At 65.2% G+C, this 12,469-nt stretch carries 11 protein-coding genes; 10 read left to right on the forward strand and 1 reads right to left on the reverse strand.

Translation table 11 applies throughout. From position 1 onward, the window contains the following. Positions 1 to 20 precede the first annotated feature (20 nt). Together AC25Y4_RS10295 and AC25Y4_RS10300 are read left to right on the forward strand one after the other, a co-directional pair. On the forward strand, positions 21 to 4,661 hold the full coding sequence (locus tag AC25Y4_RS10295) for an ATP-dependent helicase (protein WP_488120297.1): 4,641 nt from the start codon (positions 21 to 23) through the stop codon (positions 4,659 to 4,661). 16 nt (positions 4,662 to 4,677) lie between these two features. Beyond that, positions 4,678 to 5,457: a DNA-formamidopyrimidine glycosylase family protein gene (locus AC25Y4_RS10300; protein ID WP_488120298.1), complete on the forward strand. Its 780-nt coding sequence runs from the start codon at positions 4,678 to 4,680 to the stop codon at positions 5,455 to 5,457. Positions 5,458 to 5,534: 77 nt separating this feature from the next. Here the strand turns inward: AC25Y4_RS10300 and AC25Y4_RS10305 are convergent, their stop codons facing one another. After that, complete coding sequence (locus AC25Y4_RS10305; RefSeq protein WP_488120299.1) at positions 5,535 to 5,903, reverse strand: DUF1844 domain-containing protein; 369 nt, start codon at positions 5,901 to 5,903, stop codon at positions 5,535 to 5,537. A 274-nt stretch (positions 5,904 to 6,177) separates the two neighbouring features. Between AC25Y4_RS10305 and infC the strand changes: the two genes are divergently transcribed. From infC to AC25Y4_RS10345, 8 genes are all read left to right on the forward strand, one after another. Next, complete coding sequence (gene infC, locus AC25Y4_RS10310; protein WP_179580416.1) at positions 6,178 to 6,762, forward strand: translation initiation factor IF-3; 585 nt, start codon at positions 6,178 to 6,180, stop codon at positions 6,760 to 6,762. Further along, positions 6,755 to 6,949, forward strand: coding sequence for a 50S ribosomal protein L35 (rpmI, locus tag AC25Y4_RS10315; RefSeq protein ID WP_488120300.1), 195 nt, complete (start codon positions 6,755 to 6,757; stop codon positions 6,947 to 6,949). The genes infC and rpmI overlap by 8 nt, the downstream gene beginning before the upstream one ends. Before the next feature lie 30 nt (positions 6,950 to 6,979). Further along, positions 6,980 to 7,366 (forward strand): 50S ribosomal protein L20, encoded by a 387-nt coding sequence (gene rplT, locus AC25Y4_RS10320; RefSeq protein WP_345069103.1) that lies wholly within the window; start codon positions 6,980 to 6,982, stop codon positions 7,364 to 7,366. Between the two features lie 148 nt (positions 7,367 to 7,514). Continuing rightward, positions 7,515 to 8,315 (forward strand): TrmH family RNA methyltransferase, encoded by an 801-nt coding sequence (locus AC25Y4_RS10325; RefSeq protein ID WP_488120301.1) that lies wholly within the window; start codon positions 7,515 to 7,517, stop codon positions 8,313 to 8,315. Positions 8,316 to 8,465: 150 nt separating this feature from the next. Then, a complete protein-coding gene (locus tag AC25Y4_RS10330; protein WP_488120302.1) occupies positions 8,466 to 9,254 on the forward strand; it encodes an amino acid ABC transporter ATP-binding protein in 789 nt (262 codons plus the stop codon). 84 nt (positions 9,255 to 9,338) lie between these two features. Then, the gene (locus AC25Y4_RS10335) at positions 9,339 to 10,229 is read left to right on the forward strand and encodes a glutamate ABC transporter substrate-binding protein (RefSeq protein ID WP_488120303.1); all 891 of its coding nucleotides are present in this window, start codon (positions 9,339 to 9,341) and stop codon (positions 10,227 to 10,229) included. 118 nt (positions 10,230 to 10,347) lie between these two features. Further along, on the forward strand, positions 10,348 to 10,995 hold the full coding sequence (locus AC25Y4_RS10340) for an amino acid ABC transporter permease (RefSeq protein WP_488120304.1): 648 nt from the start codon (positions 10,348 to 10,350) through the stop codon (positions 10,993 to 10,995). Then, positions 10,992 to 11,858 carry an amino acid ABC transporter permease gene (locus AC25Y4_RS10345; RefSeq protein ID WP_488120305.1) on the forward strand — a complete coding sequence of 289 codons (867 nt, stop codon included), beginning with the start codon at positions 10,992 to 10,994 and terminating at the stop codon, positions 11,856 to 11,858. Before AC25Y4_RS10340 ends, AC25Y4_RS10345 begins: the two co-directional genes overlap by 4 nt. Positions 11,859 to 12,469 lie beyond the last annotated feature (611 nt).

Below are 12,469 nucleotides of genomic sequence, written 5' to 3' on the forward strand. Positions count from 1 at the left end.
GAGTCGTTCAGGATGGTGTCATGGACCCGATCACCGGCCGATTCTCGCCTGCGACCCTGGCATGGTTCGGCGAGGCGTTCGCCGCTCCCACCGACGTGCAGCTCGGTGCCTGGGATGCTATTTCCCGCGGATCGCACGCCCTGGTCGTTGCCCCCACCGGCTCAGGGAAGACCCTCGCGGCATTCCTCTGGGCGATCGACCGGCTCGCCGCGCGGGCCAGCGCGGCACAGCAGAGTAGCGACGCCTCTGCGGCCGGCTCCGCTCAGGCCGGCTCTGCTCAGCTCGCGCCTACGCCGGCAACGCCTGGCACCCGGGTGCTGTACATCTCTCCGCTCAAGGCGCTGGGCGTCGATGTCGAACGTAACCTGCGGGCACCGCTGATCGGGATCGGACAGGCCGCACGCCGTCTGGGCGACGAACCCCCGCTCGTCACCGTCGGCCTCCGCTCAGGCGATACGCCGAGTGCCGAGCGGCGGCGGCTGGTCAAGAGCCCGCCAGACATCCTGATCACGACCCCTGAGTCGCTCTTCCTCATGCTGACGTCGGCGGCGCGTGAGACCCTGCGCACCGTCGACACCGTGATCATCGACGAGATCCACGCCGTCGCCGCAACGAAGCGCGGCGCGCACCTGGCGGTGTCTCTGGAACGCCTCGACGCCATGCTCGAGCGGCCGGCGCAGCGGATCGGTCTCTCTGCCACCGTGCGCCCGCCCAGCGAGGTCGCCCGCTTCCTCTCCGCAAGTGCGCCGGTGGAGATTGTCGCTCCGCCCAGCGGGAAGCGCTTTGACCTCTCCGTCGTCGTGCCGGTCGACGACATGAGCCAGATCGCACCGCCGGCCGAGCGGGAGGGCAGCGCCGCGGCATCCGCTCCGCAGGCCGGCTCCATCTGGCCGCACGTTGAAGAGGCAATCGTCGACCAGATCCTGACGCATTCGTCGGCGATCGTGTTCGCGAACTCCCGGCGGCTCGCCGAGCGGCTGACTGCCCGGTTCAACGAAATCTACGCCGAACGGCACGAGCTGGTTGCCGTCGGTGTTCCAGCCGAAAACTCACGGCCACCTGCCGAACTGATGGGGGCTGCCGGGCAGACGTCCGGCGCTGACCCACTGCTTGCTCGCGCCCACCACGGTTCGGTGAGCAAGGAGCAGCGGGCCCAGATTGAAGACGACCTGAAATCCGGCCAGCTGCGCTGCGTGGTGGCCACCTCCAGCCTGGAGCTCGGCATCGACATGGGCGCCGTCGACCTGGTCGTGCAGGTGGAATCGCCGCCCTCCGTGGCCAGCGGCCTGCAGCGGGTGGGGCGAGCCGGTCACCAGGTGGGGGAGATCTCCCGCGGCATCATCTATCCGAAGCACAGGGCAGACCTCATACATTCCGCTGTCGCAGCCGAGCGGATGACGGCCGGCATGATCGAGTCCATTGCCGTCCCAGCCAACCCACTCGACATCCTCGCGCAGCAAACGGTGGCAGCCTGCGCGCTCGAACCGATCGACGCCGAGGAATGGTTCGTGACGCTGCGGCGCAGCGCGCCGTTCCAGACGCTGCCGCGCTCCGCCTATGAGGCCACCCTCGACCTGCTCGCGGGACGGTATCCGTCCGACCAGTTCGCCGAGTTGCGCCCCCGCATCATCTGGGATCGCGACACCGGCACGCTGACCGGTCGGCCAGGCGCGCAACGACTCGCTGTCACCAGCGGGGGCACGATCCCCGACCGCGGCCTGTTCGGCGTATTCATGGTCGGTGCGACGGATTCAGCGACCAGCCAGGGCCGCAGGGTCGGCGAGCTCGACGAGGAGATGGTCTACGAATCGCGGGTCGGCGATGTCTTCGCGCTCGGCACGACGAGCTGGCGCATCCAGGAGATCACGCACGACCGGGTGCACGTCGTCCCCGCCTTCGGGCAGCCGGGCCGATTGCCATTCTGGAAGGGCGACGGGCTGGGCCGCCCTGTTGAGCTCGGAAGGGCGATCGGCGAGTATGTGCGGGAGTTGGCATCCGCTACCCCCACAGACGCACAGGCGCGATGCGCAGCAGGAGGGCTCGACGAACGCGCGGTCAACAACCTGCTCGCCTTCCTCGAGGAGCAGCGCGTGGCCACCGGGCACCTGCCCACCGACCGCACACTCGTCGTCGAACGCTTCAGGGACGAACTGGGCGACTGGCGAGTCGTGCTGCACTCGCCGTTCGGCATGCAGGTGCATGCGCCGTGGGCACTGGCTATCGGGGCGCGGGTGCGCGAGCGCTTCGGCATCGACGGCAGCTGCATGGCCAGCGACGACGGCATTGTGGTGCGCATTCCAGACACCGAGAACGAGCCGCCGGGCGCAGAGCTCTTCGTCTTCGACCCCGATGAATTGGAACAGCTCGTGACCGATGAGGTGGGCGGCTCCGCGCTGTTCGCCTCCCGGTTCAGGGAGTGTGCTGCGCGTGCCCTGCTGTTGCCCCGGTACAACCCCGGCCGCCGTTCGCCGCTCTGGCAACAGCGGCAGAAGGCATCGCAGCTGCTGGATATCGCCCGCGAGTTCCCGACGTTCCCCATCATCCTGGAGACCGTGCGGGAGTGCCTGCAAGACGTCTACGACCTGCCGGCGCTCACCGAGCTTGCGCGGCAGATCGCCGCGCGTTCCGTGCGCATCGTCGAAACCACGACGGATGTCGCCAGCCCCTTCGCGAGCACCCTGCTGTTTGGCTACGTGGCCGCGTTCATGTACGAGGGGGACTCCCCGCTGGCCGAACGCCGGGCGACGGCGCTGTCGATCGATTCGACGCTGCTGGCCGAACTGCTGGGCAGGGTTGAGCTGCGGGAGCTGCTCGACCCCGCGGTGACGGACGAGACGGAGCTGGAACTCCAGCGGCTCGCTCCCGATCGCAAGGCGCGCGGGCTCGAAGGAGCCATCGATCTGCTGCGCGGCCTCGGGCCGCTGACGAGCGTGGAGGTTGCAGAGCGGCTGGAGAGCCCCGCGGAGGCCGACGACCACCTGCACCACCTCCTCGCCACGAAACGGGCGATCCAAGTGCGGTTCGCCGGCAGCGACTGGTGGGCCGCGATCGAAGACGCCAGCCGGCTGCGGGACGCACTGGGAGTGCCGCTGCCGCTCGGTGTGCCAGAAGCCTTCACCGAACCGGTGCCCGATCCGCTCGGCGACCTCGTCAGCCGGTACGCGCGCACCCATGGGCCGTTCACCAGCACAGAGGTCGCCCTACGATTCGGTCTGGGCGCGGCGGTGGCCGATGTGGCGCTGCACCGACTCGCGGGAGCACGCCGGGTCATCGAGGGCGAGTTCCGGCCGACAGGGAGCGGCGCGGAGTGGTGCGACAGCGAGGTGTTGCGGAGGCTCCGCCGCCGCTCGTTGGCCGCGCTCCGGCACGAGGTGGAACCCGTCGACCAGGTGGCCATCGCACGCTTCCTGCCTGCCTGGCAACATGTGGGAGGCAAGCTGACAGGAATCGACGGCGTGGCATCCGTCATTGAGCAACTCGAGGGCGTGCGCATCCCGGCCTCAGCGTGGGAATCCCTGGTGTTGCCGTCGCGCGTGTCCGACTATTCGCCCACGATGCTCGACGAACTGACCGCCACCGGCGAGGTGCTGTGGGCAGGGGCAGGCACCCTCGCGGGCAATGACGGCTGGGTGAGCCTGCACCTGGCCGAGACCGCCCCGCTCAGCTTGCCGTTGCTGCCGGACGGCGAGACCACGCCCCTGCAGCGCGAGATACTGGCCACGCTTGGCGGCGGAGGAGCCTTCTTCTTCCGCCAGCTCGCCGATGCGGTTGGCAGCCAGGACGACACCGAACTCGTCACGGCGCTCTGGGATCTCGTGTGGGCCGGCCTGGTGAACAACGACACCTTCGCGCCCATCCGTGCGCTCATCGCTGGGGGGCACACCGCTCACCGCCAGGCCAGGTCGACGCCACGCTCCCGGCTGCACAGGGGACGAGCGATGCCGAGGCCGACGATGCCAAGCAGAACCGGGCCGCCGACCGTCGCCGGGCGCTGGTCGATCGTGCCGCTGGCCGAGCAATCGCCAACGGTCAGGGCCCATGCGCTGGGGGAGACGCTCCTCGAACGCTACGGAGTGGTCACCCGCGGCGCCGTGATGAACGAGGGAATCACGGGCGGGTTCGCGCTCGTCTATCGCACGCTCTCCGGCTTCGAAGAACTCGGGCGCGCCCGCCGTGGCTACTTCGTCGACGGACTCGGTGCCGCCCAGTTCGCCACCGGCGGGGCCATCGACCGGCTGCGTGCGTCGGTACCCACCCCGTCTGAGCAGGAGCGCAGGCGGGAGGCAGGGCGGTTCGACGCGGTGGTCATCGCGGCGACGGACCCGGCGAATCCGTTCGGTGCGGCATTGGCCTGGCCGCGGCTTCCTGAGGGCACCAGTCACCGCCCAGGGCGCAAGGCCGGCGCGCTCGTCGTCATCGTCGATGGCGAGCTGGTGCTCTACATCGAGCGCGGAGGCAAGTCGATCCTGGCGTTCAGCGACGACGACCAGGTCGTGTCCGCAGCCGCGGCGGCCGTGGCCGGGCTGGTCGCCCGCAGGGGAGTGGCGCAGCTCGGGGTTGAAACGGTGAACGGCCAGTTCATCCTCGGCACACAGCTCGGCCACGCACTACAGGCCGTTGGTTTCGCTGCGATCCCACGCGGGTTGAAGATGAGGAGCTAAGGGGTGGGGAACTCGCATGCCTGAGGGCGACACCGTCTTCCGCACGGCCAGAAGCCTCGACGCTGCTCTCCGTGGTGCCGTGCTGACGCGCAGCGACTTCCGCGTGCCGAAATTCGCAACGGTGAACCTGGCCGGCGAGACCGTGCACGAGGTCGCGAGCCGCGGCAAGCATCTGCTGATCAGGGTGGGGGAGACCAGCATCCACTCGCACTTGAAAATGGAGGGCTCCTGGCACCTGTACCGGCCCGGCAGCCGCTGGAGAAGACCGGCCTGGCAGGCGCGGGCCGTTCTTGAAACGGATGACTGGGTGGCGGTGGGCTTCGACCTCGGCATCCTGGAGGTGCTCCCACTCGCCGACGAGGCGCAGGCGCTCGACTATCTGGGCCCTGACCTGCTCGGCGACGACTGGGACGCCGACGAGGCGCTGCGTCGACTGCAGCAACATCCGGAGCGCCCGATAGCCGTCGCGCTCGCCGACCAGCGCAATCTCGCCGGCCTCGGCAACGAATACGTCAACGAACTGTGCTTCCTGCGCGGCGTCCTCCCCACCAGACCAGTCGGTGAGGTGACCGACCTGCCGGCGATGATCGCCCTGGCCAAACGCCTGATCGAGGCCAACCGTGACCGTGACCGGCGCACGACGACCGGCGACACCAGGACGGGAGCGGCCAGCTGGGTGTTCTCCCGCGACGGCCAGCCATGCCGACGCTGCGGTACCCGCATCCTTCGCGGGGAGCTCGGCCGCACCGACCTGGAATTGCGGATCACCTACTGGTGCCCGCACTGTCAAACATGACGGCGGCGTGACAGCGGACGGCAGATACAAGAATGAGCAGGCCACCTCGGTGACCTGCTCATCAATGAATCGTGCGGCTAGTTGACCGGCCCGGTGTACTTCTCGCCAGGACCCTTGCCGATCGGGTCTGGGATCGACGACGCCTCACGGAACGCGAGCTGCAGCGAACGCAGACCATCGCGCAGGCTGCGAGCGTGCATGTCTGAGATATCGGGAGCGGATGCCGTCACCAGGCCGGCCAGGGCGGTGATGAGCTTCCGCGCCTCGTCGAGATCGGTCTGCTCATCGGGGTTGTCAGCCAGGCCGCACTTGACGGCTGCTGCGCTCATGAGGTGCACGGCAGTGGTGGTGATAATCTCCACGGCGGCGACGTCTGCGATGTCGCGGGTGGCCTGTTCGGCCTGATTTTCTGCTGTGTTGGGCGTCGTACTGTTACTCACTGCCATTCCTCTGCTAGACTCGTCCGGGCCCGAGATGAAAGTCTCGGTACGAAAGTGGAGAAACTCCCACCCGCGCTTGACCGCTTCATATAGGTTACCGGGTTGATTGCACTCCGCCGTTGTGGCGCTGAACTTCAGCAACGCAGTGGTAGTTAGGGTGTCGTGTGTAGAAAGCGCGAAGAATTTCGCGAACAACGTGCACGTTTTCTCCTCCTTCGTCTCCAGGCGACATCCGTTACCTGTGTTTATAACCACGAAGTTTGAGTAAGAGGAGACACGCATCAGCGATCCCCGAACAAATGACCGTATCCGCGTCCCAGAAGTTCGTCTCGTCGGCCCCGCCGGTGAGCAGATCGGGGTCGTGGCGATTGATGTTGCCCTGCGCATGGCACAGGAAGCTGACCTCGACCTCGTCGAAGTTGCGCCTACGTCCAAGCCGCCGGTTGCCAAGATCATGGACTACGGCAAGTTCAAGTACGAGGCTGCGCAGAAGGCCAAGGAAGCCAGGCGCAACCAGGCGAACACGATCCTGAAAGAGGTTCGTTTCCGCCTCAAGATTGACAAGCACGACTACGAGACGAAGCGCAAGCGCGCCGAAGGCTTCTTGAAGGCCGGCGACAAGGTCAAGGCCATGATTTTGTTCCGTGGTCGTGAGCAGTCCCGTCCAGACCAGGGCGTACGTCTGCTCCAAAAATTTGCCGAGGATGTGGCGGAGTTCGGTTCTGTGGAATCGACCCCCACCATCGACGGTCGAAACATGGTCATGGTCATTGGTCCTCTGAAGAACAAGTCAGAGGTCAAGGGCGAGGCCCTCGCACATCGTGCTGCTGATAAAGCAGCGAAACAGGAGGAAAAGAATGCCTAAGCAGAAGACCCACTCCGGGGCCAAGAAGCGCTTCAAGGTCACCGGCAGCGGAAAGATCATGAAGCAGCAGGCCGGAATGCGTCACAACCTGGAGGTCAAGTCCCCAGGCCGCAAGGCCCGCCTGAACCAGGACCAGGTTCTGTCAAAGGCCGACACCAAGACCGCCAAGAAGCTTCTCGGTCACTAAGACCCCCGTATCTCGTAAGGAACTAGAAAAATGGCAAGAGTAAAGAGGGCCGTCAACGCCCACAAGAAGCGTCGCGTCATTCTTGAGCGCGCCTCGGGTTACCGCGGACAGCGTTCACGTCTGTACCGCAAGGCCAAGGAGCAGGTCACACACTCGCTGGTCTACAGCTACCGTGACCGCCGCGCCCGCAAGGGTGACTTCCGTCGCCTGTGGATCCAGCGCATCAACGCTGCATCACGCGCCAACGGCCTCACCTACAACCGTCTGATCCAGGGCCTTGGCCTTGCAGACATCAAGGTTGACCGTCGCATGCTGGCTGAGCTGGCCGTCAACGAGCCCGCCACCTTCGCGGCACTCGTTGAGTCCGCGAAGAAGGCCCTTCCGGCCGACACCTCGGCACCGAAGGTCGCCGCGTAGGTTCGCACGCACTTGCCAGAACGGGAGCAGACGATTCGTCGTCTGCTCCCGTTCTGTGTTTAACCCGCCACGAGACCACGCGCCAGGCCCCTGGGATCCGCGGCGGGCCTGCCGCACAGCCCGGCGCGCGACACGTAAGCTGGGAACCATGCTTGATAACCCCCGTTCCCCCCGCGTCCGCGCTGTCGCCAAACTCGAAAAGCGCGCCGCTCGCCTTGAGACCGGACTGTTCCTCCTTGAGGGCCCGCAGGCCGTCGCAGAGGCACTGACGTTCCGCCCCGAACTTGTCGTCGAACTGTTCGCGACGCCCACAGCGCTTGAGCGCTACACCGATATCGCCCAGGCCGCGACGGATGCCGACATCGAGATCGAATTCGTCACCGAAGCCGTCCTCGAGTCCATGGCCGACACGGTCACCCCCCAGGGCTTCGTGGCCGTGTGCCGCCAGTTCCCGGTTTCCGTGAAGGACATCTTCAACAACGAACCGAAGCTCATCGCCATCCTCGAAGAGGTGCGCGACCCGGGTAACGCCGGCACCATCATCCGTGCGGCTGACGCTGCCGGAGCGGATGCCGTCATCCTCACCGGTCGCAGCGTCGACCTGTACAACCCCAAGGTCGTCCGTTCATCGACCGGGTCGATCTTCCACCTTCCCGTCGCGGTGGGTGCGACCCTGTCAGACGTGCGTGACCGCGCCCGCGCCGCCGGCCTCCAGATTCTGGCCGCCGACATCAAGGGTGACGACCTGCTGGTCGCCCGCAACGAGGGTGTTCTCGCTCGTCCCACCGCATGGCTGTTCGGCAACGAGGCTCGCGGCCTGACGGACGACGACTTGCTGCTCACCGACAAGTCGGTCTCTGTGCCCATCTACGGTCACGCAGAGTCGATGAACCTGGCGACGGCAGCATCCGTTTGCCTGTACGAAAGTGCTTTCGCACAGCGCAGCTAATCTGCGCCACCTCAACGCCTGCCAGCACATTCGTGCGCTGGCAGGCGTTTGTGCGTTGTGGTGTTGGCGTGTGGCGGGCGTGTTACGAATAGGTAACCGTAGGCGGATACCCCTAGGGCAGACGAATGGTCCTACCCTAAGTTGAGGGGTATGGAGCCTACTGAGCCGTCGCCCGCCACGTCGAACATCAGTGTGCGCCGTGGTGAACCGCTCGTAGTCGTGACCAACGTCAACAAGCACTTCGGTGATCTGCACGTTCTGAAGAACATCAACGCGCAGGTCAATCGCGGCGAGGTTGTCGTTGTCATCGGGCCGAGTGGTTCTGGTAAATCGACGCTCTGCAGGGCCATCAACCGCCTGGAGACGATCGACGACGGCGTCATCACCATCGACGGCAAAGTCCTTCCGGCCGAGGGCAAGGCGCTGGCGCACCTCAGGGCCGACGTCGGCATGGTCTTCCAGTCGTTCAACCTCTTCGCGCACAAGACGGTGCTCGAGAACGTCACCCTTGGCCCGACCAAGGTGCGTGGCATCTCGAGGCGTGATGCCGATACCCGTGCCATGGAATTACTGGAACGCGTTGGCGTCGCCAACCAGGCGCAGAAGCTGCCTGCCCAGTTATCGGGCGGCCAGCAGCAGCGCGTGGCTATTGCCCGCGCCCTGGCGATGGACCCGAAGGTCATCCTCCTCGACGAGCCGACCAGCGCGCTCGATCCGGAGATGATCAACGAGGTGCTCGAGGTCATGATCGACCTCGCCAACGACGGCATGACGATGATCGTCGTCACACACGAGATGGGCTTCGCGCGCAAGGCCGCCGACCGGGTCATCTTCATGGCCGACGGCGAAATTGTCGAAGAGGCAACCCCCGAAGATTTCTTCACCACTCCCCAGAGCACGAGAGCGAAAGAGTTCTTGTCGAAACTGCTCTCGCACTAGGCCGGCAGCAGGCTGTTTGCGAGCAATCAAGCCGGGGCAGTTGTACCGCCTCGCACCACGAAAGGGACGAAAATGCGAAAGAGAATGACTCTCCTGGCCACGGTGGCCGTTGCAGCGCTTGCCCTCTCCGGATGTTCGGGGTCCGGCGATGGAACGGATGCCGGTTCAACAGATGCGGGAAGCACCTCGAGCGACGCGCTCTTTGAGGTGGCCACCGACGTCAGCCTGACTGGCAGCCCCACGTTTGACGCCATGACGGAGCGTGGCTCTGTGCAGGTCGGGGTGAAGGAAGACCAGCCAGGCCTCGGTTACCTTGACGCGGCGACCGGCGAACGCACGGGTTTCGACATTGAGATCGCGCGCTGGATTGCAGCCTCCCTCGGATTCTCTGAGGATCAGATTGAGTTCGTCGCCATCCCGAGTGCGAACCGTGAAGCCGCGCTCGTGAACGGTGACATCGACTACTACGTCGGCACCTATTCGATCACCGACAAGCGCAAGGAGCAGGTCGACTTCGCCGGTCCGTACTTCGTGACCGGCCAGGGATTGCTGGTTGCCGCTGACAACACCGACATCACGAGCGAGAACGACCTGGCGGGCAAGACTGTCTGTTCGGCCACCGGGTCAACACCGATCCAGAACATCAAGGACAACTTCCCTGACACCAAGACCGTCGAGTTCGACACGTACTCGCAGTGTGTCGAGGCGCTGAACGATGGCCAGGTCGACGCGGTCACAACGGATGCCGCCATCCTCATCGGCTATGCATCACAGTCGCCGGACACCCTCAAGGTGGTCGGAGAGCCATTCACCGTTGAGCAGTACGGTGTCGGCCTCCCGAAGGGCGACGACGCACTCCGCACCTTCATCAATGAGATGTTCACCAACGGTGGCGACACCTGGACTGCCATTTACGACTCCACACTGGGCCAGTCGGGCACCACGGTCGAGCAGCCGGCGGTCGACCAGTACTAACAGTGATAGCACGCGGTGGCAGCTCCACAGTGGTGGGGCTGCCACCGCGTCGATCGACGCGTGACCGGCATCCGTCGCACGTGAGCGCTACGTCGAGCGGGAGTGAGGAGCATCCGGCATGGACACCCTGATCAATAACCTGGACCTGTTTGTGGCTGGGTTTCGAAACACGCTGATCCTGTTCTTCTTCTCGGCGATCTTCGCCCTGATCCTCGGCGTCATCGTCGGGGCGATGCGGGTATCGCCAGTGCCCGTCATGCGGGGAGTCGGCACTCTCTACGTCAATCTGGTGCGCAATACGCCCCTGACGCTGATCATGTTCTTCTTCGCCTTCGGCTACCCGAAGCTCGGGCTCGTGCAATGGCCGTACGAGGTGCTTGCGATCATTGCGCTGAGTCTCTACACGGCGACCTACGTGGCAGAGGTGCTGCGCTCTGGGTTCAATACCGTGCCCGTCGGCCAGGCTGAGGCAGCGCGCGCAATCGGATTGCCATTCACGCAGACCATGACGCTGGTGATCATGCCGCAGGCGATACGCGCGGTCATCCCACCCATGATGAGTGTGTTCATCGCGCTGTTGAAGAACACGACAGTTGCCGCCGGGTTCTCGGTCTCGGAGGCCGGCTACATCAGGGCGAACCTGTCTGAGCGGGGTGAACCGGCCATCGTTGTGCTGCTCTGGGTCGCCGCCATCTTCGTGGTCCTGGTCGGATTCCTCTCGCTCCTGCAGCGATATCTTGAGCGCCGATGGAAGGTGTTGCGATGAGCAGCGTGCTGTACGACGTGCCTGGGCCCCGCGCCAACCGCCGCAATCTGATCCTCGGGGTCGTCACGGTACTCATCGTCCTGGGCATTCTGGCCTTCATCGTTTATCGCTTCGCGGAGTCTGGCCAGTTCGCGCCGGAGAAGTGGCGGATCTTCACCTTCCCGCTGGTGCAACAGGCCATTGTGAATGCCACGATCTCGACGCTCACCGCGTTCGGCCTCGCGGCTGTCCTCAGCCTGGTGCTTGGCCTGGTGCTGTCGATTGGTCGGCTCTCCTCGCACGGCTGGATCCGGATCCCGGTCACAGCGATCATTGAGCTGTTCCGCGCGATCCCGGTGCTGATCCTGATGATGATCATGTACTACGGCCTGCCGCCGCTCGGGGTGACGTTCATCACTCCGCTCGTTGCGGTGGTGACGGCGCTCACCCTGTACAACGGGTCTGTCCTCGCCGAGGTGTTCCGCGCCGGCGTCGAGTCGCTGCCGAACGGGCAGAAGGAAGCCGCGTACGCCATCGGGCTGCGGAAGAGCGGAGTCATGCGCCTGGTGCTGTACCCGCAGGCGATCAGGGCGATGATGCCCGTGATCATCTCCCAGCTGGTCGTGGTGCTGAAGGACACGGCGCTCGGGTTCATCGTCACCTTCAACGAGCTGCTGTACCTGGCGAAGTTCTACGGATCGCAGGTGACATACGGCTCGCCGATCATCCCGGCGACGCTGGTCTTCGGCTCCATCTACGTCATCCTCTGCCTGCTGCTCTCCGCGGTGGCGAAGTGGGTCGAGATTCGCAGTCGCCGAAGCATCCGCGTGTCGAAGCCGATTGACGTTGAGAAGGTCGAGCTCAGGGTCAACGAAGTCCTCTAGCTGCGACGACCGACAGTGACTCGAGGCGCTGCTACATTCGCGCGCAGCCGCCCTCCGTGCGGCGTGGCATCCCCGAGATTGTGGAGGGGCAGCTCGCGACACCCGTTGTGCATAACTCCTGCTCCGCGAGTCGATCCCCGACCAGAGGCCGCCGAAATCCGGGCACCGTCCCTTGCATTGCGCGAATTAGCAGGAGTTATGCAGGTGAAACCCGGTGTATCCGAACCCGGGATCCGTCAGCGGACGGGTGCAATTGGAGGGGATGGGGGTGTCATCGGAGGAGTTTCATCGCAGGAGAGCCATCGGTCGGTATCTGCCCAACAGCTCGTACGGGTTGCCCGATAGGTGCACAACTCCTGCTGGTTTGAGCAGCCGGGCTGCGTGACCGCGACTTTCCGAGGATGCCGTGCGGCGCGATCGCCAATTGCAGGAGTTATGCAGAAATACACGAGCGGTGTACTGCTGTGCCGAGACCCGAGACCCGAGACCCGAGACCCGAGACCCGAGACCCGAGACCCGAGACCCGACACCGGGGCCTACGGCCGGAACCGAGACCGTGAAATCTCGTGGTGTGCGGCAGAAGCCCGCGGCACACGGTGAGGCTAAACTTG

The organism is Leifsonia sp. Y878 (assembly GCF_057669685.1).